Here is a 21,190-nt window from a genome sequence, read left to right as displayed (position 1 = left end):
AAGCGGCGATACTTTGTCACCACTTCGTGTTTCTCTATTACAGGCTTACACCCGGGCTCAATGTGGCAGGTAAGACCGTCTCTTGTCCTTCCATTGATGCCATTGGGTACGCACAGTAGTCTGCTGCGTAGTAAGCACTAGGGCGTAGGTTACCCGACGCACCCGGACCACCAAATGGCGCATCACCACTTGCGCCCGTCAGCTGACGGTTGCGGTTCACGATGCCAGCACGAATGTGGTCCACGAAGTATTCCCATTCTTGGTCATCGGTTGAAACCAGACCTGCAGATAGACCAAAGCGCGTATCGTTCGCCAGCTCTACTGCTTTCTCTAGCCCTTCATAGCGCACCACTTGCAGAAGTGGGCCGAAGTACTCTTCATCTGGCAACTCGGCAATGTTCGTCACATCGATGATGCCCGGAGAAACAAACGCCGCTTCGCCTGCTTTTGCTTCAATCAAGCTTTCGCCACCCAGTGATTGCAAGTTCGCTTGTGCATCGAGAATGAACTTGGCCGCCGCTACCGAAATTTGCGGTCCCATGAAAGGCGCAGGCTCTGCAAATGGTTGGCCTACACGAATATTGCGTGTCGCTTCCACCAGCTTAGTAATGACTGCATCACCTTTGTCGCCAAATGGAATGTATAGTCGACGAGCACAGGTACAGCGTTGCCCTGCACTGATGAAGGCAGATTGGATGATGGTGTAAACCGTTGCGTCTAAGTCACCGTAGTTATCCGAGATAACCATCGGGTTGTTGCCACCCATTTCAAGCGCCAGCATTTTGCCCGGCTGACCAGCAAACTGACGATGTAGAACATGACCTGTGTTTGCACTACCAGTAAACAGCACGCCATCGATACCTTTCGCATCCGCCAGCGCAATACCGGTTTCTTTCGCGCCTTGGACTAGGTTAATCACACCTTTTGGTAGACCGACCTCTTCCCACAGCTTCATAGCGAGTTCACCCGTCCATGGCGTTTGCTCAGACGGTTTGAAGACCACGGTGTTACCAGCCAATAGCGCTGGCACGATGTGACCATTTGGCAAGTGACCTGGGAAGTTATAAGGACCAAACACCGCCATCACACCTAGTGGGCGATGACGCAATACAATTTGGTTGCCTGCGGCTTCACGTGTCGCTTCGCCCGTACGGTCGTGGTAAGCACGAATAGAAATCGCGATTTTACCTGCCATTGCAGCCGCTTCGGTGCGTGTTTCCCAGATTGGCTTGCCGGTTTCTTTAGCAATCACTTCAGCGATTTTTTCGCTGTTCTCTTTTACTTTCTCAGCAAAAGCCAACACGATCGCCTCACGCTCTGCAAATGGGCGCTTCTTCCAATCAACAAACGCTTCACGCGCCGCAGATACCGCTTGGTTAACCTGCTCTGCTGTTGCGCCGTTACCTTGCCAGATCACTTCTTGGTTGTAAGGCGACAGAGACGTAAATGCTTCACCCTGACCTTGTACCCATTCACCTGCAATCCAATGTGTCATTGTTTCTATCCTTAAATTCTCTCGTCAATTACTGCGGAAGAAGGCGAACAAAATCCCCTTCCTCAACCAAGAGTGCATCCGCCAATTCTGGTGCAAGCACTACGCTTTGCGTTTCTGCGTCATACGCTGCTTTTGCTGCGGCAGCACGGAAGTTCTCGAATGATGAGTTACACATCAAGAAGTCTTGTGTGCTGGTGTGCTCCGAGATTTTGACTTGCGCGCGGAATGAGTGGCGTACCGATTCGATATTACGTAAGTCACATTCCACCGTTGGACCACCATCAAAAATGTCGACGTATCCACGGTTGGTAAAGCCTTCACGCTCAAGCAGCTTCAATGCTGGACGTGTGTTGTCGTGCACTTTACCAATCACAGCTTGCGCTTCTGGGCTCAGTAGGTTGATGTAGATTGGCAACTTCGGCATCAAGTCGGCGATAAAACCTTTCTTGCCGATACCAGTTAGGTAATCCGCAAGCGTAAAATCGATAGAGAAGAAATGCTCTTGAAGCCACTGCCAGAATGGCGAGTTACCGTTCTCGTCTGATACGCCGCGCATTTCAGCAAAGATGGTTTCCGAGAAACGTTCTGGGTGCTCTGCCATCATTAAGAAACGGCACTTGGACATCAGACGCCCGTTCAAGCCACCACGGAATTTCTCACGTAGGAACAAGGTACAGATTTCACTGTTACCCGTGTAGTTATTACCAAACGTCAGCAGCTTCACCACGTTGTTTACGCCAAGCTTTGGTGACGAGTGCACCACTTTGCTGATGTGGTAAGAATAAAAAGGCACATCCCAGCCGATCGAAGCTTCAATACCTGTGGTACCTGCCACTTCACCAGTTTCAGATTCAAAACCCACCATTAGGTAGCCTTCATCACCGGCTTCCTTAACGTCAGGTTTGCCAAAACTGTATTCTGAGTGTTTGATTCGATTGGTTAACAGTTCTTCGTTAACCGGTAGAGATGTAAATCCATGACCTGACTCAACCGCACAGGTGTGCAGCGCGTCATAATCCGACATTGCGATAGGGCGAACTACTAGCATCAATACTCCCTCCAGATGCAAGAAGATCCTAACTATATTGTAGGAACAATACCCCCATCAGAGATCCTTGATGGGGGTGTCTAGGTTGACGATAAGCGGAGATCGCGCTTAAACCAGCGTTGCGATCGCTTTATCCAGCTTCGCCAAACCTTCTTCGATTTCTTGTTGTGTGATAACGAGTGATGGTGTGAAACGTACGACATTGGCACCCGCAACCAATACCATGAGACCTTGTTTACCTGCAGCAACCAGTACGTCACGCGCACGACCTTGCCACTCTTCATTAAGTGCTGCACCAAGCAGTAGACCTTTACCACGCACTTCAGAGAAGATGTTGTATTTCGCGTTAATCTTCTCCAGACCTTCACGGAACATGGCTTCACGCTCTAATACGCCAGCCAGTACTTCTGGTTTTGTCACTTCTTCAACAACTGCTTCTGCAACTGCACACGCTAGTGGGTTACCACCGTAAGTTGAACCGTGCGTGCCCACTTTCATGTGCTCAGCCAGTTTTGCCGTCGTTAACATGGCACCGATAGGGAAACCGCCACCCAGTGATTTCGCTGTGCTTAGAATGTCTGGCGTAATGCCTAGACCTTGGTATGCGTAGAAGTGACCCGTACGACCGTTACCAGTTTGCACTTCATCGAAGATCAACAGTGCGTTGTGCTTGTCACACAGTTCACGAACTGCTTGAGCGAACTCAGGTGTTGGTGGAATGATGCCGCCCTCACCTTGCAGAGGCTCCATCATTACCGCACAAGTGCGATCCGACATGTGTGCTTGAAGTGCTTCGATATCGTTGTAAGGAAGGTGTGTCACATCGCCAGGTTTAGGACCGAAACCGTCTGAGTAAGCCGCTTGACCGCCTACTGTTACCGTGAAGAAAGTACGACCGTGGAAACCTTGTTTGAATGCGATGATTTCAGATTTCTCTGTACCATGAACGTCTGCTGCGTAACGACGTGCTAGCTTTAGTGCCGCTTCGTTTGCTTCTGCGCCAGAGTTAGCGAAGAACACTCGCTCAGCAAAGCTGACTTCTGTTAACTTCTTCGCCAATCGCAGTGCTGGCTCGTTAGTCATAACATTACTTAGGTGCCAAAGCTTGTTACCTTGCTCAGTCAATGCGTTCACCATAACTGGGTGACAATGACCAAGACAGCTCACCGCAATACCACCAGCAAAGTCGATGTATTCATTTCCGTTCTGATCCCAAATGCGTGAACCTTCACCTTTTACAGGGATCATTTCCATCGGGTTATAGCAAGGTACCATTACCTCATCGAATAAACCGCGCTCTACTTTGTTTTCCGTTGTCATTGCACATTCCTTCTTGATACCGCATGCCTAGCAGATAAGCGAATTTAACCGGCACTCTTTGCCAGCAAATAATGTTTTGCATTTAAGCTATTGCGGCATTGTATTTACATTTAATTAACCATTTCAATAGTGATTTATTCTTTTCGCTTCCGAGCACGACTACCCATACTCACTATCTATGATTATTTATGCACCAAGAAACGTAAATAGAGAAGCGATTTTTTATAAAAGTTATGTATAGCAAGGTTTAGAAAGAAAGGAGAAAAATGAATAGCCGCCACCAAATAGACAGAACGCATAGTTTTGCATTCCCATTCTCAGGCGAAAAACATGAAGAATTTGTTAAGAAAGGTGATCGCGATCAGATCGCTTTGCGCGCAAGAAAGTTCGCAAGCAGCTCGTGACCTTGTTCTGTCTTAATCGACTCAGGATGGAACTGTACCGCGTCAATTGGCAGGGTTTTATGCTGATAACCCATGATTTCGTCCATGGCTCCGTCAGGCAGTTCAGTCCAAGCGGTCAATTCAAACACATCAGGTAATGTGCCGTTTTTCACCACGAGAGAGTGGTAGCGGGCTACCGTAAGTGGGTTATTAAGGTTTTTAAACACACTGCGACCGTTGTGACGAATTGGTGAGGTCTTACCGTGCATCACTTGTCGAGCACGTACCACTTCCCCTCCAAACACCTGCGCAATCGCCTGATGACCAAGACAAACACCTAAGATTGGTAACTTACCAGCAAAGTATTCGATAGCTTGTAGAGAGATACCCGCTTCGTTAGGGGTACAGGGACCTGGAGAGATCACCAAATGAGTTGGGTTGAGCGCCTCAATGCCTTGGATGTCGATTTCATCGTTACGCACCACCTTTACGTCTGCACCAAGCTCGCAGAAGTATTGGTAAAGGTTGTAGGTAAAAGAGTCGTAGTTATCGATGATCAACAACATAAAAGGTCGGTTGCTCCAATCCGTTTTGGCAATGCTTAAGTGGTGAATCGCCACGTTCGTGACAATCAAGGGCGGTATTTTGCTATACCAAGCAAGAAAGGCAAGTTTTTGCTGAATAAAAAGGCCAGCATAGGCTGGCCTTTGGTCTTTACAGCTATTTAGGAACTGTTTGTCAGGAAATAAATTCGCTTAGCGACGACGGCGTAGGAAGCCTAGACCTAGCATCGCAAGTAGCGCGCCAAAGCCGAATGAACCACCAGACCCATCTTTTTCTGGGTGAACAGGTTTCACATTGCTTGAATCACGTTTAATAAACTCCACATCCGTCACTTTCTGGTTAACAACACCTGAAGTTTCGTTGTTCAGAGTCATCGTCAGCTCATACTTACCAACTGGTAGTTTTGCTGAATCAAACATCACCATTTGCGCACCATCTTTATCCAGTGTCACTTTTGGTAGTGCTGGAGCATCAGCCGGAACAGGAGAAATAGACAAGGTTGCTACATCACCCTTTTGAGCCGTCGCTGGAACTGCGTAACCGATATCTGCGCGACCGCTCTTCGTTGCGATTGTCACAAGTCGCTCACCAGCCTCACCGTACTTGTAGCCTAGTGTAACGAGAGCAGAATCGTGGTCAGACGAACGGTATGGGTCTTGTGAGTAGAATGGGTTTGGTTCATTCGTATCACCACCCTTGTACTTGCTGTTGTAATCGTACAGTGACGACTCTGGCGCATTGATGTGCCAATCAACAGCATCAATTAAGCGCTTATCTAGTGAACCAGAGATCAATAGGTGATCCAACGAGCCCACTTCATCATTGTATGAGTAACTCCAAGCCGTTTCGCCTGCAGGCATCATTCGATCAACCGCGTTGATGTAGCCGTAAGTCTTAGTAATGACTTTGCCTTCTGGACCAAATTGAGGCAGTTTACCAATGAAGGTGTAACCCGCTGCAGTAAGAGTTTTACCTGTTGGGTTAGACGTTAGAACCAGCATTGGATCTTCGTGTGCGTAAGAGTTCATGTCACCAAGAACTACTTTGTCACCTTCGATCTTCGCCATCTCTTCACCTAGGTGGTAAGCCGCAGCAACACGGAAGTTCTCACAAGAACCCTGGAAGTCACCATCGCTCTTCACATCATCTTTTGAAGGATCGAATTTTTCCCATGTTTCCCAACCTTTCCAATCTTCGTAACAAGTCGAACCTTTAGATTTCAAGTGGTTTACCGAAACCGTTAGACGCTTACCTGTGTTCAAGACTTGGAAAGTAGCCGCTACCGTATTACGTTGGTAGTTATCACCGCTCTCACGGATTTCACCTTTGCTGTCTGTGATTGGAGCACCGTTTTCATCGACGATCATTGGTGCATGTTGACTTGGCATCGGGATAACTTGACCAGAGATCACAGAGACTTTTGATGGGCGGTAAATAATACCTGTAGTAATCGCATCAGAGCCGACCGTATCTTGATCATCCAGAATGGTGTCGCCGTTTTTATCAAAACCAACGAACACGTAACGGTTGTGGATAGAGTTTGACTTATTACGGTCACCGTAATCTTCGTCGTAGTACTTCGCATTGATTGCGGCAAGCAATTCATTGATTGCACCAAAGTCACCGAAACCGTTGTTCTCGATTTCCATCAAACCAACGATATCCGCATCTAGACCGTAAATTGCTTCTACAATCTTGGCTTGTTGACGATCAAAGTCCAGCTGTGATTCAGCACCACGGTTGTCACCAAAGCTGTTATCAGAACCGCCATATGGTGAGTTGAAGTAGTTCAGTACGTTTTGTGTTGCGATACGAATGTTGAATGAATCAGCCGCAGAGTACGCATCGTTTGTTTCCTTGATCGAAGGCGCTTTAGTTCGATCGGTATTGTGGATGAACGCTTTGCTATCAACCGTATTCGTTGGGATCAAACGGAACTCGTTGTACGAGTAATGCAGAACACCTTCTAAACCAACGACAGAGTCGTTGATGCGGATGTAGTTTTTCTTTGGATCAGCAAAGAAATCTGGGTAGTAAGGAATTTGACCATTTGGTGCTTTAGCATCGGTATCAACATAAACACGGAAGTCTTTGTTTTCTGCTTTTTGTGCCAGAGATTCTGCGCTGCCTGCTACATGATCTTGGTTTGGCTGTGGGTTTGGACGCTTGTATGCCAATACCATGTTGTTACGGAAGCTATCAAAATCAAAGCTGAACGAACGAGAAACACGCATGTTCTGCTCGCCATCTTCAACTGCATCCATATCTTTCACCAATCGAACAGGCATGCCTTCTAGACGTTCCAGTGTCGAACGGAAGTTTTCATCATCGCTATCGATACGAACCATATCAACTGGTGTTGGTGGTACTTGAGAAGCGTTTTCAACTTCCCAAATGTCATTCGTTGGAATCAGTGTTGTTACACCATAGTTCTCTTTTACTTTGGCACGAACACAGATTTGTTGACCAACCATGTCTTGAGACAGCTCGCCTTTCGTCTGAACGAACACACCGTCTGATGTCTTAACATTACCATCAGCATTGTTGTCGTAAAGGAAGAAACCCTTCACTAGATTCGTAGTTACCGCACTCACAACACCTGTCACTAAGTACTCATCTGCCGACTCGTAACCAGACTCAATCAGAGGCGATGAATAACCTTCACCTTGCACTTCACCAATGGTTTTGTAAGAAAGACTGCCTGCAGCATCAGCACATGGCGTGTTTTCTGGTGGTGTAATTGGATCGTTATTTACTGCAGTAGGATCACCAAGACCACCGAAGTCGTCTTTTGCAAACTTGTCCCACTGAGATTCATCATATGTCGTCGCTTGTGTTGAACCTGCTTTACGGCGCATGGTTCGGTCATCCCAAAGCTTATCGCCCTTGTAACCGTAAGTACCAAAGATATCCTTAATGTCCGCTTCCGCTGAGCTTGTACCCAACCACACTGCGTCATCACCGTTGAAGTTCATTGCTGAGTGTTTTACTTCATCGTAAGTACCAGCAACAACTGTCACGTCCTTACCGCCCAAACGTTCAATGAACGCTCGCATTTCAGCACCCGCGTCACCGTTAATAACAACGATGCTCTTACCTGGTTGTAAAGTTCTACCGTCCTTACCTTTCAGTACGTTGTTACCATCTTTATCTTTAATCTGGTTTTTGTAAGACGAGTAGTACAGCGACAGTGTACCGTCAAAGGTATGTGCTGCAGAGCCTATGTTGGTAATTTCGACGGCTTTATTTGATGCCGAGCCTTCAACATACTCAGAAATAATGATGTCGTTAATATCCGCAAATGCTGCGCCACTTAGTACACTACTAATCGCACCCGCGAGTAGGGTCATTTTTTTATTCATGGGAAATCTCTCTATCGTGGGTTAGAAGTAAACGCGCGCATAAGCGTAAGCGTCTTGAGCAGCATCACCAGCGTTCATTTCAAGCGCAATAATGCTTGAGCTGGTTGGTTTGTAGTTCACGCCTAGCGTGCCCCATGTGCGGCTTGTACCCCAGCTGTATCGCTTACCATCCCAAACATCACTGCTTGGATCCCACGCTTCATATTCTTCGTAGTTGTAAGAGCCCACGAGCTCCCACTGTTTGGTGAAAATGTATTTCGCCGAAACCAAAGCACCTTGGTTTTCTTGGGTTTGGTAATCATTGAAGATGCTTTGCTTGTTCTCTTTATCGGTGTTATCGATAACCGTTTCTTTGCGAGCAATATCTTCTTCTTCGTAGAACGCGTTGAAGCCTAAGTGAATGGTGTCATTAACTGCGTAACGCATACCAAAACCAACCAAACGTTGTTCACCGTACTTCGACTTACCATCAGAACCACCGCGCCCTTCTAAACCAACAACAGCTGAGAAGCTATCGCCAAAGTAGCCAATGTAGCCGTTCACAATGTCACCCAGCTCAGAACCAGATGAAGACTTACCACCGTAAGTGTATGAAGCACCGACTTTTACATCATCAAAGTAACGACCTTCGTATTTGATTGTTACGTCTTGGTCACCAGCTTCACCAGTTTCTACAGTTGTATCAAAAGTGAAGTCACCCCACTTATCGTAATCATCAAATGCTGTATCCGTCAGGCCGGCTTCAATGTACTGGTTTTCCCACACATCGTAGCCAACAAATAATTTATCGATGGTTAGAACTAGATCGCCAGAACCGTGCTTCCAATTCTCACGTTCATAATCTAGCTCTAGACGGTAGTGCATTTTGTCTCGCTTACCTTTGACGCCTAACGTAGCGAAAGAGTCATCGATGTAGCTTTTTTCATCAGTGTAAAATTCACCGTATTCGTAGTTTGCGCCAACATGTCCGCCAACACCCACTTCGCCATACAGTTTTAGAAAGTCTCCGTTGTCATCTTCATATATGGTCGCAGCATTGACCGCTGTCGCCATAAATAGCGAAGAGATCGCTATAGCCACTGCATTTCTTTTCAGCATGCCTATTTCCTTGTTGTATTTAATTTCAAATGGAATTTCGTTCTATATGTCAAACTGGGCTCTGGCGTTTATTTAACCAATACTATTGAGTGTTTAATCGGTAAGTTTTGAGCGCGAAAAGTCTCCTGACCTATTCCTTGTGAGGAAGATCACAGTTCAACTTGATTCATTTATTAACTAGATAAATCTCTCTTTTTTATGCAAAAAGAAAAGTAAAAGGCATGCTAATTGAGAAATGTTTCACAAATATTTAGTTATTATTATGAGGTGTTTTATACATTCAACAGATTTTGTTGTTAACAGAATTAACAATAACTTTAAATATGTAAAATTAGATCAATTACTCAGTTTTATATTTCCCATAATGTTAAGCAAAATATTAATAATGGTTTTAACAAGGCTGTTTCGTATATTACTTAGGTCATTTTCCGAGCAATAAACATCAACACTTGCTAATTTAGTGGTTCATTTTCTTTATTTTATTGCGAATCATTCTCCTTTTAATGGCTGATTTTATAAATTAATCATTATTTTCGACACTAACACCTAGTCAATTTGATAATCAGGGGTTATAACAACGCAGCAGGATATCCATAAAAACTCATATTAAAAACAGGACTGAAAATGAGACGATTTCAACCAGTTGCGCTAACTCTCGCTTGCTCGGTATTTCTTGCTGGATGCCAAGCCATCCCAGACGAACTCAAGACAAGCCAACCATTAAAGCCGAACACAACCCAACACTTAATTGAGAACGCTAAAGCCGAGCTTAACCAGTATGAACACTTTGATGTAAGTGATGAGGGGATGATTACTTTCACCGCTCAGTTGCCGCGATTCTCGCGTTACGCTTGGGATCCAGTTTCGATTACCGAATCAAGCTATCAAATCGCATGCGAGGATCTGCGTTACTTCACGGAACGCGGTTTTGTTATAAAAGCATGGTTTGCAGGACCACGAGGACGTGCCGAGTACTACAATATGGCACGTTGCGAGGAAGAAGCCTCTTCCAGAAAATAAGCATAAAAAAAGCTCCACCAATGGTGGAGCTTTTTTGTATTCGAATTTTACCTATGGGCGAGCGACAAAACCTACAGCTTCGTACGCTTTCTTCAACGTTTCAGCCGCACGTGCCGATGCTTTCTCAGCGCCTTGCTTCATTACTTCGTTCATGTAAGCGCGGTCAGCACGAATGCGGTGGTATTCAGCCTGAATTGGCTCAAGCATAGTAACTAGAGCTTCACCAACGTCTTTCTTGAATGGACCGTACATTTCAACGCCTTGGTATTTCGCTTCAATCTCTTCAAAGCTCATGCCTGTTGCCGCAGAGTACAGACCCATTAGGTTAGAGATACCTGCCTTGTTGTCCCAGTCGTGAGCGATACGCGGTGGCGTTTCTGTGTCGGTTTGCGCTTTGTTGATCTTCTTAATGATCGACTTTGGCTCTTCCAGTAGCGTGATAACGTTCTTACGGTTGTCATCAGATTTAGACATCTTCTTGGTTGCGTCTTGAAGGCTCATTACACGCGCATTTACCGTCGGAATGTAAGGCTCTGGCACTTGGAAGATTGGCTGCTCTGGTGAGTAGATATTGTTAAAACGGTTAGCAATATCACGTGCTAGCTCTAGATGTTGCTTCTGGTCGCTACCTACAGGCACTTGATGTGCACCGTACAGCAGGATATCTGCCGCCATCAGTACTGGATAGTCAAACAGACCAACGTTTACATCACCAAATTGGCTTGAGTTGTCGTTTGAGTAACGTGCAGATTTGTCTTTAAACTGCGTCATACGACCCAGTTCACCCATTTGGGTGTAACAGTTAAGAAGCCAACCAAGTTGAGCATGCTCTGGTACGTGTGACTGAACAAATAGCGTGCTCTTCTTCGGGTCAACACCAACTGCCAGACAGATCGCCAGTGCGTCTAGAGTCGCTTCATGCAGCGCTTTAGGGTCCTGACGAACCGTAATCGCGTGAAGGTCTACCACACAGTATTGGCAATCATAATCGTCTTGCATCTGCTGCCATTGACGTAGAGCACCCAAGTAGTTACCGATACTTAGTTCACCTGAAGGTTGAACACCACTCAATACAATGGGTTTGCTCATTAGAATGATTCCTTTGACTTCTTAATCTAATTAAATGAAAAAAACCGTGCAGTAATAGGTGCACGGTTTACTCAGTGTACTCATTAACGAGTATTTTGGAAGCTCTTTTGTAGCCGTTATGCAGAAACCGCTACAACGTCCAATAATTCTGCCAAACTGTCAGCGACAAAATCTGGATTTGATGCAGAGATAGACTCACCGTGGTTGTAACCATAAGTCAGACCAAATGAGGCACAGCCTGCATTCTTTGCCGCGAGAATGTCGTTCTTCGAGTCGCCGACCATCAACATTTCACTTGGTTGGATTTGGTGTTTTTCCATCAGCCAGTTCAGTGCTACTGGGTTTGGTTTTTTCTCAGGAAATGCATCGCCACCTAGCACATCAACAAAGTATTTTGCGATGTCGTGCTTTTCTAAAACATCAGGCACAAACTTCGAAGGCTTGTTGGTTACCAATGCCATAACAAAGCCGGCTTTGTGTAACTCTTCCAGTGTCTCTTTTACCGTCGGGTAAAGGTGGCTTAATTTGTGACCGCTTTGATCATAGTAGTCATCAAACAGTACACGCGCTTTTGCACGAAGCTCTTCACTCAACTCTGGGTTGATGGTCAGGCTTTGGCTTAGTGAGCGTCCAATCAGCACGTCTGCGCCGTTACCAACATAGTCACGAACCTGCTCTTCTGAAACAGAAGGAAAACCAAGAGCTTGAACGGCTTGGTCTGCCGCAACCGCTAGATCCGGCACGCTATCAAGCAAAGTACCGTCTAGGTCAAAGGCAATGAATTTAATGTCTTGTTGAGTCATAACTTCCCTGAAGATTTTTATTTATAAATCGGTGAAAACGACAAAGGATGGCACCCCATCCTTTGTTTTTATCATTGTGTCTGACTTTGTAGTAACTATTTGTTTATTAGAAATTTATTTAGCAATTACTTTGCAGCAATACGCTGACGAACCGCTTCAAACAAACAAATGCCAGATGCCACAGATACGTTCAAGCTTGAAACGCTACCTGCCATTGGGATCTTAATCAAATCATCACAGGTTTCGCGAGTCAGACGACGCATGCCGTCACCTTCTGCACCCATTACGATAGCAAGAGGACCCGTTAGTTTTGCTTGGTAAATATCGTGCGTCGCTTCGCCCGCCGTACCAACAAACCAGATGCCTTGCTCTTGCAGTGTACGCATAGTACGAGCCAAGTTGGTCACTCGGATCAATGGCACGACTTCTGCTGCACCACAAGCTACTTTGCTTACAGTTGCGTTCATCGGTGCAGAGCGATCTTTCGGTACGATGATCGCTGCTACGCCAGCTGCGTCGGCATTACGTAGACAAGCCCCTAGGTTATGCGGATCCGTCACGCCATCCAACACCAATAGTAGCGGTGACTCATGCTGCGCGAGGATGCCATCGATGTCGTTTTCGTTCAGCTGTTTCGCTGGCTTCACGCGAGCGATGATGCCTTGGTGGTTTGCGCCACGCGCTTTGTCATCCAAGGTTTTACGCGTCATTTGCTGAATCGAAACACCACATACCTGAAGGTCATTTAAAATTGGCATTAGGCGATCGTCTTGACGACCTTTTAGTACAAATGCTTCGATAAAACGCTCTGGTTCGCGCTCCAATACCGCCTTCACTGCGTGAATGCCGTAGATAAATTCGTTACTCATTGTTTAACCTGTTGTTCTGGTCGTATTGCCTGCGCCAATCTACCCCTTTAAATCCAGACTAGATTGGCGATTCAGCCTACTCAGCGTCGCTCTTAGTACGCTTAGTCTTTCTCGGCTTACTGTGTGGCTTTTTCTTGCGTGCTTTCTTCGGCTTTTTAGCACCTTCAGTGTCACTGCGTTTTGCTCCATTTTTGCGAGGTTTTTCTGCTTCAGCAGATTCTGGTCGCTTGGTTGGTTCAATCGCAGGTATTGCACGAGTGCCGCCTTTGGTTGCCGCACGTTTTTTCTCTTTCGCTTTGCGTTTGGCATCCGCTGCGCGTTTCTTCGCAGTCTTACCTTTGCCGCGTAGCTTACGGCTTGTTTCGATTAATTCAAAGTCAATTTGCTTGTCATTTAAGTTAACCGCAAGCACTTTCACTTTTACCGCATCGCCTAGGCGATAGATGTTACCGAAGCTTTCGCCGATAAGTCTTTGACCAATAGGATCAAATTGGTAGTAGTCGTTCGCTAACGTTGAAATATGCACCAAACCATCGATATGCAGTTCCGTCAGACGAACAAAGAAACCAAAGCTGGTTACATTGGCAATAACACCATCCAGCTCGTCGCCAACATGGTCTTGCATGTATTCACACTTCAACCAATCTGCCACTTCACGAGTTGCGTCGTCTGCACGGCGCTCTGTCATCGAACATTGCTCACCGTAGAAGTCCATGTCGTCAAACGAGTAATGGTAACCGCCAGTTGGTGTCCAACGATCTTGGTTGCGACCTTCTTCTTTAGCAATCAGGTACTTGATTGCGCGGTGCAGCAACAAGTCAGGGTAACGACGAATTGGCGACGTGAAGTGCGCGTAACGTTTCAGCGCTAGACCAAAGTGACCGGCATTGTCTGCGTTGTAGACCGCTTGCTTCATTGAGCGCAGTAACATGGTTTGAATCAGTTCTTTGTCCTGACGTTCTGCAATTTGTTTTACCAAATCTGCATAATCGGTTGGTGATGGCTCTAAACCACCTTTCAGATCCAGACCTAGCTCACTGAGGAAATCACGGAACCCCTGCAGGCGCAGTTCACCCGGAGATTCGTGAACACGGTACAACGCTGGTTCTTTTGCTTTCTCAACGTAAGACGCTGAAGCGATGTTCGCTAGGATCATACATTCTTCGATGATCTTATGTGCGTCGTTACGAATTACCGGCTCGATGCTTTCAATCTTACGATCCGCATTGAAGATGAACTTAGCTTCAACGGTTTCGAATTCAATCGCACCACGGTTATCACGCGCTTCTTTAAGTACTTTGTACATCGCGTGCAGCTCTTCAAGGTGAGGAACGACAGCGTGATAACGCATGCGCAGCTCTTCATCCCCTTCTAGAATCGCACCCACTTTGTTGTAAGTCAGACGCGCATGCGAGTTCATCACAGCTTCGTAGTGTTTATAGCCTGATAGCTTACCGGTGTCAGAGATGGTCATCTCACATACCATACACAAGCGATCAACCTGAGGGTTAAGTGAACACAAACCGTTTGATAGCACTTCAGGTAGCATTGGCACAACTTGCGATGGGAAGTATACCGAGTTACCACGGTTGATGGCTTCTTTGTCCAACGCAGAGTCTGTACGTACGTAGTAACTTACGTCAGCAATCGCTACCCATAGACGCCAACCGCCACTCTTTTTCTTCTCACAGTAAACAGCATCATCAAAGTCACGAGCGTCTTCGCCATCAATGGTTACTAGCGGCAAGTCACGTAGATCGACACGACCTTCTTTTGCTTCTTCTGGAACTTCTTCGCCCAGATTTTCGATCTGCTTATCGACGGCTGCTGGCCAATCGTGTGGAATTTGGTGGGTACGGATTGCTATTTGCGTTTCCATGCCCGGCGCCATGTTCTCACCAAGAACTTCAACCACTTTACCCATCATGCCACGTGAGCGAGAGCCGCGATCAGTAATCTCAATAACGACCACGTTACCCATACGAGCACCTGCTTTGTGCTCATTTGGGATCAGAATATCTTGGCTGATGCGAGAGTCATCTGGCACAACGTATGAGTAGCCGTATTCAAGGAAGAAACGCCCCACGATCTGCGTGTTACGTTCTTCTAAAACACGAACAAGACGACCTTCACGACGACCACGCTTGCTGTTGTCAGTTGGTTGCACCAACACGTAGTCACCGTGGATGATGTGCTTCATCTGGTGATGCGGCAGTACAATGTCATTATCCTTGCCGACACTGCCTTCTGGACGAACCCAACCATGGCCATCTTTGTGACCAATTACGTAACCTTTCACCATCTCAAGTTTTTCTGGCAACGCGTAACACTGACGGCGCGTAAATACGAGCTGCCCATCACGCTCCATTGCGCGCAGTCGACGGCGTAAACCTTCGTAATGCTCTTCACCTTCAAGTTTTAGCGCTTCAAACAAATCATTGCGATTCATCGGTACGCCCGCTTCTTCTAGAAACTCAAGAATGAACTCTCGGCTTGGGATTGGATTTTCGTAATTTTTGGATTCACGATCTGCGAAAGGATCGTTTGGAATATTGTCTGACATAGGCACGCCTATCTAGCAAGGAAGGTATAGAGCTAGTATATCCGAGTCTCTCGATAAGCTACAGAAATTGCTTTAAAAAAGAGTGTCAGTGAGAAGATTTATAGAACGTTAAGAAGGCTAAGGACGGGTAAGTAAGATCAGCAGTTCAGAATTATCACTTAATAGCTCTTCAATCGTGCAGCCATCTAATTCAGCCAAAAACGCCATTTTCGCTTTCGCTAGCTTTTCTTTTAGACGACATGCCGGCGTGATATGGCAAAATTCCACAGAACAATTCACCAAATCTAATGGCTCTAAATCACGCACCACACCACCGACAGTGATTTCTTGCGGCGCTTTCATCAAACGAATACCACCATTTTTACCGCGCACCGTATGCACATAACCAAGCTGACCAAGACGGTTAATCACTTTCACCATATGGTTACGTGATACACCAAATAAATCAGTCACTTCGGTAATATTTGTCAGCTCATCTTTTGGCAATGAAGCCAAGTAAATCAAGGTTCTGAGCGCATAATCGGTAAAGCTAGTTAACTGCATGTTGCTATCCTCTGTAGTAGCAAAATTGTAATTCTTTTCTTGATCGAAAGATACATTTGAGATACAACTTTAAACATGCATTACAAATACAACTTTAAATAGGAAGCCATTATGCTCAGCAACCAAACCATTGATATCGTGAAAGCAACCGCACCACTTCTTGCTGAAACCGGTCCGAAGTTAACGGCACACTTTTACGATCGTATGTTCACCCATAACCCTGAGTTGAAAGACATTTTCAACATGAGTAATCAGCGTAATGGTGACCAACGTGAAGCTCTATTTAATGCAATCTGCGCTTACGCAACCAACATCGATAACCTACCAGCACTGCTTGGTGCAGTAGAAAAAATCGCCCATAAACACACCAGTTTTATGATCACCAAAGATCAGTACCAAATCGTTGGTACACATCTACTTGCGACGATCGACGAGTTGTTCTCTCCGGGTCAGGAAGTGATTGATGCATGGGCAGAAGCTTATGGCGTGCTGGCCAATGTATTTATTCAGCGTGAAGAGCAAATCTACCAAGAGAATGCAGCACTGCAAGGTGGCTGGCGTGGCCTGCGTGAATTTGAGTTGGTGGGCAAGCAGCTTGAGAGCGAAAACATCTGTAGCTTTGTTTTCAAACCAACCGATGGTGAAGTGGTTTCTGAGTACAAACCTGGTCAATACCTAGGTATCTACATCAACAGTGATAAGTTCGAAAACCAAGAGATTCGCCAATACAGCCTATCCTCTGCGGTTCAAGAGAACACTTACCGTATCTCGGTAAAACGTGAAGAAGGCGGTAAAGTATCGAACTTCCTTCACGATGAGTTGAGCATCGGCGATAAGGTGCAACTTGCGGCACCTGCGGGTGATTTCTTTATGGATGTGGACGCGGCTACACCGGTTGTTTTGGTATCAGCGGGCGTTGGTCTAACTCCGACTCTATCAATGCTTGAGAGCCTTTCTGAGCACCAAGCACCAGTCACATGGGTACATGCTACAGAAAACGGTCAACAACACGCATTCAAACAGCACGTAAACCAGCTCGTAAATGCTAAAGAGAACATGAACTCGTTGATTTGGTACAACCAACCAACAGCAGAAGACAAGATTGGTGAAGACTTCCACTTCACCGGTTTCGTCAACTTAACTGAAATTGAAGCAGCCCTTAAGCAAGACAACGTACAAGTCTACTTCTGTGGTCCTGTTGGCTTTATGCAGCACGTCGCGAAACAATTGCTTGAGCTTGGCGTAGCGCAAGAGCAGTTCCATTACGAGTGCTTCGGTCCACACAAAGTCGTTTAATCGCCTTCGATTACGCTTCGGGAAAAACAACAAAGCCCACATGATGTGGGCTTTGTTGTATGTATTGGCAGAGCTTTATGAAGTTACTGGTGTTTTAAGAGTACACCTACCAGAAGGTGTCGCGGCGCTTAGCGCGCGCAATAATGTTTTGTGGCATGCGTTGCTCAAGACCGTTTCTCAGCATCGCAATACGTTTGTGCTTTCTTTGATCGGCAGTCACCGAATTATAAAGCCAACGGTAGGCATCTTCGTAATCCAAAGGGCTACCGTAATCACGCAGCAATAGCTCAGCAAGATGAATACGCGCATTTAAGTTGCCCATTGCCGCCGCTTCTCGCAGGTATGGGATTGCACGTTCTTTATCTTGTTGGACTAAAGTACCGCGAGAGTAATAGCGACCTAGCTGCTCTAGTGCAGCTGGCAAGCCTTGGTGGGCTGCGTTTTCCATGTAGTACAGACCGAGCTCTACGTCTTGCTCTACACATACGCCCCACGCCAACATATCGCCATAAAGGAATTCATAAGACGGCAAGTTAATGCGCGTCGCACGTGCCACGATATCTTCCACTAGCTGGCAGTTATCAGCGCGCACGCGTTCTAAGTGCTTATTCTGCTCAATAAGCTTAATAAGCTCTGCTTCGGTGTAGATGGGGACAGGCGCCCCTACATCGGCAACATCTGCCCAAGCCGATGTCGCACTCAGCATCAATAACAGTGAAGCAGCCACTGTTCGTAACTTCATAAATGTACTCTTTAAGGTATCTAAGAAACCAAAGATCAGCCAAGGATCTCCTCTGCTTGATAACCTTATCGGCAAAGGTCAGTTAAGCTTTAGGCAATTTTTGCCTCCTACTTAAGCTTAACGGCAAATATTTGCCACGGCGAGTCGCATTTTTCGGCAGTGAACCCAACTCACAGATACAAAAAAACCGGCTATAAAAGCCGGTTTTTATAATCTCTAACGAGTATCGATTAAGCTTCGAATGGGTGAACCTTAATGATAGTTTCGTTACGGTCAGGACCTGTAGAGATGATGTCTACTGGCACGCCAGTTAGCTCTTCGATACGCTTGATGTAATCTAGAGCAGCTTGTGGTAGCTCTTCGATTGATTTCGCACCGAATGTGTTCTCAGACCAACCTGGCATTGTTTCGTAGATAGGCGTTGCTTTTTCGAATGCTTCAGCAGCCATCGGAGAAACTTCTAGCGTAGAGCCATCTTCCATCTTGTAACCAGTACAGATTTTTAGCTCTTCTAGACCATCTAGTACGTCTAGTTTAGTTAGACAGAAACCAGATACAGAGTTGATTTGGATTGCACGACGCATAGCAACAGCATCGAACCAACCAGTACGGCGTAAACGACCTGTTGTCGCACCGAACTCGTGACCAACTTCACCTAGGTGTTTACCTACTGGATCTTGCTTGTCTAGACCGTCGTATAGCTCAGTCGGGAATGGACCTGCACCAACGCGAGTACAGTAAGCTTTCGCGATACCAAGGATGTAACCGATGTGACGAGGACCGAAACCAGAACCTGCAGCAACACCACCAGCAGTCGTGTTAGAAGAAGTTACGTACGGGTAAGTACCGTGGTCGATATCAAGTAGAGTACCTTGTGCACCTTCGAACATGATCTTGTCGCCGCGCTTACGTGCTGCGTCTAGTTCGTCAGTTACGTCGATAACCATTGAAGTTAGTAGTTCAGCGTAGCCTTTCGCTTGCTCAAGTACTTCTTCGTAGCTTACTGGCTCAGCTTTGTAGAAGTTAACTAGTTGGAAGTTATGGAATTCCATTACTTCTTTTAGTTTCTCTGCAAAAGTAGCCATATCGAATAGGTCGCCAACGCGTAGACCGCGACGAGCAACTTTATCTTCGTATGCTGGACCGATACCACGACCCGTTGTACCGATAGCTTTTTTACCGCGAGCGATTTCGCGAGCTTGGTCCATTGCAACGTGGTAAGGAAGAATTAGAGGACATGCTTCAGAAATGAAAAGACGTTCGCGTACTGGAATGCCGCGCTCTTCAAGAGGTTTCATTTCTTTAATTAGAGCTTCAGGCGATAGTACAACACCGTTACCGATAACGCATTTTACGTTATCGCGAAGGATACCTGATGGAATTAAGTGAAGAACGGTTTTTTCACCGTCAATTACAAGTGTGTGACCTGCGTTGTGACCGCCTTGGTAGCGTACCACGTATTTTGCATCTTCAGTTAAAAGGTCTACGATTTTACCTTTACCTTCGTCACCCCATTGGGTGCCTAGAACGACTACGTTATTTCCCATCTTTCCAAGTCTGATTGCTAGTTAAAAATGGATTCTAGCACCGAATCACTCTTCTTGCAGTCATTTTTTGTTCACAGAGTTGATACTAGAATGCAAACTCGCCACCCCTGCTCATTTCGAAATCACTACATCGCTGATAATATTTACTTTTCAGAATTCAACTAGGAATCATGATGTCTGAGTCTATTTGGCTAGCGATAGGGCTAGTATTGATTGTTGAAGGTATTGGACCATTGGTCGCCCCAAATGGCTGGCGCAACATGGTGGCTCAGTTGAGTGAGCAGCCAGATAACCAATTACGCCGCATTGGTGGTTGCTTAGTGGTAGCAGGGGCTGTCATCGCTATCATGATGAGTTAATCACGCTTCTGACTCTATCTTGAATTTGTCTAGCAGATACCGTTAGAAACAAAAGATACAAAAAAGGCTCCATAACGGAGCCTTTTCAATTTGCGGTAACGCTTAGGTTATTTCGCTTCTGCGCCTTTCGCGTTGTTCATGTATTGGAAGAATTCACTCTTCGGATCCAGAACAAGGATGTCACTCTTAGAGCTGAACGATTTCTCGTAAGCCTTTAGAGAACGTAGGAAGCTGAAGAACTCAGGATCTTTGTTGTACGCATCTGCGTAGATCTTCGCTGCTTCTGCATCCGCTTCACCTCGCGTTACACGAGCTGTTTTGTCTGCTTCAGCAAGAATCGTCGCTACTTCAAGCTCAGCTTGTGCGCGGATTACTTCTGCTTTCTCACGACCTTGAGAACGGTGTTTACGAGCTACCGACTCACGCTCTGCGCGCATACGACGGTAGATAGATTCACTGATCTCATCTGGTAGGTTGATCTTCTTCATACGGAAGTCAACGATACGAACACCCAAGTCTTTCATTGCGCTGTCACGCGTGTCTTTCAACACTTCAGACATGATTAGGTCACGTTCGCCATCGATTTCTAATGCTTCACGAGCCGCCTCAGTGCTCACTTCATCACTGCTTGCGTCTTCTGGAAGTACGTCGTTATTACGTGGACCAGATACGATTTGCTTGATTTCACGAGAACCGATTTCTGCACGTAGAACGTCTGTTACTTTACGCTCAAGAAGCGCTTCAGCAGTCAGCGTGTTACCACCGCCAGTTGCTAGGTAGTAACGACCGAAATCCTCAATACGCCACTTCACGTAGGTATCGATGATTACGTCTTTTTTCTCAGACGTTACAAAACGGTCAGCACGACCATCCATTGTTTGGATACGCGCATCTAGTGTTTTCACGCGGTCAAACAAAGGCATTTTGAAATGCAGACCCGGCTCGTAAATACGAGTAATGTCGTTGTTGTCTTTCAAGACACGACCAAATCGAACCACAATACCGCGGTCGCCTTCAGGAATCACAAACAGTGACATCAGCATCAATGCCAGTGCGATGACCAGTACAGGGATCATTAACTTACGCATT

At 46.1% G+C, this 21,190-nt stretch carries 17 protein-coding genes; 3 read left to right on the top strand and 14 right to left on the bottom strand.

Translation table 11 applies throughout. From position 1 onward, the window contains the following. Positions 1–37 precede the first annotated feature (37 nt). The 6 genes from astD to QMY49_RS16050 form a co-directional block, all read right to left on the bottom strand. Positions 38–1,495 (bottom strand): succinylglutamate-semialdehyde dehydrogenase, encoded by a 1,458-nt coding sequence (gene astD, locus QMY49_RS16075; RefSeq protein ID WP_017819681.1) that lies wholly within the window; start codon positions 1,493–1,495, stop codon positions 38–40. A 28-nt stretch (positions 1,496–1,523) separates the two neighbouring features. After that, positions 1,524–2,543 carry an arginine N-succinyltransferase gene (astA, locus tag QMY49_RS16070; RefSeq protein ID WP_005438349.1) on the bottom strand — a complete coding sequence of 340 codons (1,020 nt, stop codon included), beginning with the start codon at positions 2,541–2,543 and terminating at the stop codon, positions 1,524–1,526. Positions 2,544–2,651: 108 nt separating this feature from the next. Then, entirely contained in the window at positions 2,652–3,863 is a 1,212-nt protein-coding gene (locus QMY49_RS16065; RefSeq protein ID WP_005438347.1) for an aspartate aminotransferase family protein, read from the bottom strand. Between the two features lie 361 nt (positions 3,864–4,224). Continuing rightward, complete coding sequence (locus QMY49_RS16060; RefSeq protein WP_283314135.1) at positions 4,225–4,812, bottom strand: aminodeoxychorismate/anthranilate synthase component II; 588 nt, start codon at positions 4,810–4,812, stop codon at positions 4,225–4,227. Between the two features lie 189 nt (positions 4,813–5,001). Continuing rightward, positions 5,002–8,172, bottom strand: a complete 3,171-nt coding sequence (locus QMY49_RS16055) for an ExeM/NucH family extracellular endonuclease (RefSeq protein ID WP_283312336.1) — start codon at positions 8,170–8,172, stop codon at positions 5,002–5,004. A 21-nt stretch (positions 8,173–8,193) separates the two neighbouring features. Next, positions 8,194–9,270: a porin gene (locus QMY49_RS16050; protein ID WP_017819683.1), complete on the bottom strand. Its 1,077-nt coding sequence runs from the start codon at positions 9,268–9,270 to the stop codon at positions 8,194–8,196. A gap of 624 nt (positions 9,271–9,894) precedes the next feature. On the opposite strand from QMY49_RS16050, the gene QMY49_RS16045 reads away from it, so the two are divergent. Further along, the gene (locus tag QMY49_RS16045) at positions 9,895–10,290 is read left to right on the top strand and encodes a hypothetical protein (protein WP_005451435.1); all 396 of its coding nucleotides are present in this window, start codon (positions 9,895–9,897) and stop codon (positions 10,288–10,290) included. 51 nt (positions 10,291–10,341) lie between these two features. Here QMY49_RS16045 and trpS read toward each other — a convergent pair whose 3' ends face one another. The 5 genes from trpS to nsrR all read right to left on the bottom strand — a co-directional run bounded on the left by trpS (position 10,342) and on the right by nsrR (position 16,157). Continuing rightward, on the bottom strand, positions 10,342–11,379 hold the full coding sequence (gene trpS / locus QMY49_RS16040) for a tryptophan--tRNA ligase (protein WP_009703488.1): 1,038 nt from the start codon (positions 11,377–11,379) through the stop codon (positions 10,342–10,344). A 116-nt stretch (positions 11,380–11,495) separates the two neighbouring features. Beyond that, positions 11,496–12,182: a phosphoglycolate phosphatase gene (locus QMY49_RS16035; RefSeq protein ID WP_005438341.1), complete on the bottom strand. Its 687-nt coding sequence runs from the start codon at positions 12,180–12,182 to the stop codon at positions 11,496–11,498. A gap of 125 nt (positions 12,183–12,307) precedes the next feature. Beyond that, a complete protein-coding gene (rlmB, locus tag QMY49_RS16030; protein ID WP_005451431.1) occupies positions 12,308–13,051 on the bottom strand; it encodes a 23S rRNA (guanosine(2251)-2'-O)-methyltransferase RlmB in 744 nt (247 codons plus the stop codon). A gap of 76 nt (positions 13,052–13,127) precedes the next feature. Beyond that, a complete protein-coding gene (gene rnr, locus QMY49_RS16025) occupies positions 13,128–15,614 on the bottom strand; it encodes a ribonuclease R (RefSeq protein WP_005451428.1) in 2,487 nt (828 codons plus the stop codon). Positions 15,615–15,731: 117 nt separating this feature from the next. Further along, positions 15,732–16,157 (bottom strand): nitric oxide-sensing transcriptional repressor NsrR, encoded by a 426-nt coding sequence (gene nsrR / locus QMY49_RS16020; RefSeq protein WP_005451426.1) that lies wholly within the window; start codon positions 16,155–16,157, stop codon positions 15,732–15,734. Between the two features lie 111 nt (positions 16,158–16,268). Between nsrR and hmpA the strand changes: the two genes are divergently transcribed. Further along, positions 16,269–17,453 carry an NO-inducible flavohemoprotein gene (hmpA, locus tag QMY49_RS16015; protein WP_005451424.1) on the top strand — a complete coding sequence of 395 codons (1,185 nt, stop codon included), beginning with the start codon at positions 16,269–16,271 and terminating at the stop codon, positions 17,451–17,453. 106 nt (positions 17,454–17,559) lie between these two features. Here hmpA and motX read toward each other — a convergent pair whose 3' ends face one another. Continuing rightward, positions 17,560–18,195: a flagellar protein MotX gene (gene motX / locus QMY49_RS16010; protein ID WP_005451422.1), complete on the bottom strand. Its 636-nt coding sequence runs from the start codon at positions 18,193–18,195 to the stop codon at positions 17,560–17,562. 230 nt (positions 18,196–18,425) lie between these two features. After that, a complete protein-coding gene (locus tag QMY49_RS16005) occupies positions 18,426–19,742 on the bottom strand; it encodes an adenylosuccinate synthase (RefSeq protein ID WP_005451418.1) in 1,317 nt (438 codons plus the stop codon). Positions 19,743–19,915: 173 nt separating this feature from the next. Here QMY49_RS16005 and QMY49_RS16000 point away from each other — a divergent pair, with 173 nt between their 5' ends. After that, positions 19,916–20,101, top strand: a complete 186-nt coding sequence (locus QMY49_RS16000; RefSeq protein ID WP_005451416.1) for a DUF2065 domain-containing protein — start codon at positions 19,916–19,918, stop codon at positions 20,099–20,101. Between the two features lie 107 nt (positions 20,102–20,208). Here the strand turns inward: QMY49_RS16000 and hflC are convergent, their stop codons facing one another. Then, positions 20,209–21,189 carry a protease modulator HflC gene (gene hflC / locus QMY49_RS15995; RefSeq protein WP_005438334.1) on the bottom strand — a complete coding sequence of 327 codons (981 nt, stop codon included), beginning with the start codon at positions 21,187–21,189 and terminating at the stop codon, positions 20,209–20,211. Position 21,190: the final 1 nt, after the last annotated feature.

Source organism: Vibrio harveyi, assembly GCF_030060435.1.
GTDB lineage: Bacteria > Pseudomonadota > Gammaproteobacteria > Enterobacterales > Vibrionaceae > Vibrio > Vibrio harveyi.
Note: the sequence above shows the minus strand (reverse complement) of the source record. Positions and strands in the feature narration are given on the sequence as shown.

Coding starts and splice junctions, on each gene's coding strand:
- QMY49_RS16065 (WP_005438347.1), bottom strand. CDS start 3,863: ATGACAACGGAAAACAAAGTAGAGCGCGGTTTATTCGATGAGGTAATG.
- QMY49_RS16050 (WP_017819683.1), bottom strand. CDS start 9,270: ATGCTGAAAAGAAATGCAGTGGCTATAGCGATCTCTTCGCTATTTATG.
- QMY49_RS16000 (WP_005451416.1), top strand. CDS start 19,916: ATGTCTGAGTCTATTTGGCTAGCGATAGGGCTAGTATTGATTGTTGAA.
- QMY49_RS16055 (WP_283312336.1), bottom strand. CDS start 8,172: ATGAATAAAAAAATGACCCTACTCGCGGGTGCGATTAGTAGTGTACTA.
- hmpA (WP_005451424.1), top strand. CDS start 16,269: ATGCTCAGCAACCAAACCATTGATATCGTGAAAGCAACCGCACCACTT.
- astA (WP_005438349.1), bottom strand. CDS start 2,543: ATGCTAGTAGTTCGCCCTATCGCAATGTCGGATTATGACGCGCTGCAC.
- QMY49_RS16045 (WP_005451435.1), top strand. CDS start 9,895: ATGAGACGATTTCAACCAGTTGCGCTAACTCTCGCTTGCTCGGTATTT.
- motX (WP_005451422.1), bottom strand. CDS start 18,195: ATGAAGTTACGAACAGTGGCTGCTTCACTGTTATTGATGCTGAGTGCG.
- astD (WP_017819681.1), bottom strand. CDS start 1,495: ATGACACATTGGATTGCAGGTGAATGGGTACAAGGTCAGGGTGAAGCA.
- rlmB (WP_005451431.1), bottom strand. CDS start 13,051: ATGAGTAACGAATTTATCTACGGCATTCACGCAGTGAAGGCGGTATTG.
- trpS (WP_009703488.1), bottom strand. CDS start 11,379: ATGAGCAAACCCATTGTATTGAGTGGTGTTCAACCTTCAGGTGAACTA.
- hflC (WP_005438334.1), bottom strand. CDS start 21,189: ATGCGTAAGTTAATGATCCCTGTACTGGTCATCGCACTGGCATTGATG.
- QMY49_RS16060 (WP_283314135.1), bottom strand. CDS start 4,812: ATGTTGTTGATCATCGATAACTACGACTCTTTTACCTACAACCTTTAC.
- QMY49_RS16005 (WP_005451418.1), bottom strand. CDS start 19,742: ATGGGAAATAACGTAGTCGTTCTAGGCACCCAATGGGGTGACGAAGGT.
- rnr (WP_005451428.1), bottom strand. CDS start 15,614: ATGTCAGACAATATTCCAAACGATCCTTTCGCAGATCGTGAATCCAAA.
- QMY49_RS16035 (WP_005438341.1), bottom strand. CDS start 12,182: ATGACTCAACAAGACATTAAATTCATTGCCTTTGACCTAGACGGTACT.
- nsrR (WP_005451426.1), bottom strand. CDS start 16,157: ATGCAGTTAACTAGCTTTACCGATTATGCGCTCAGAACCTTGATTTAC.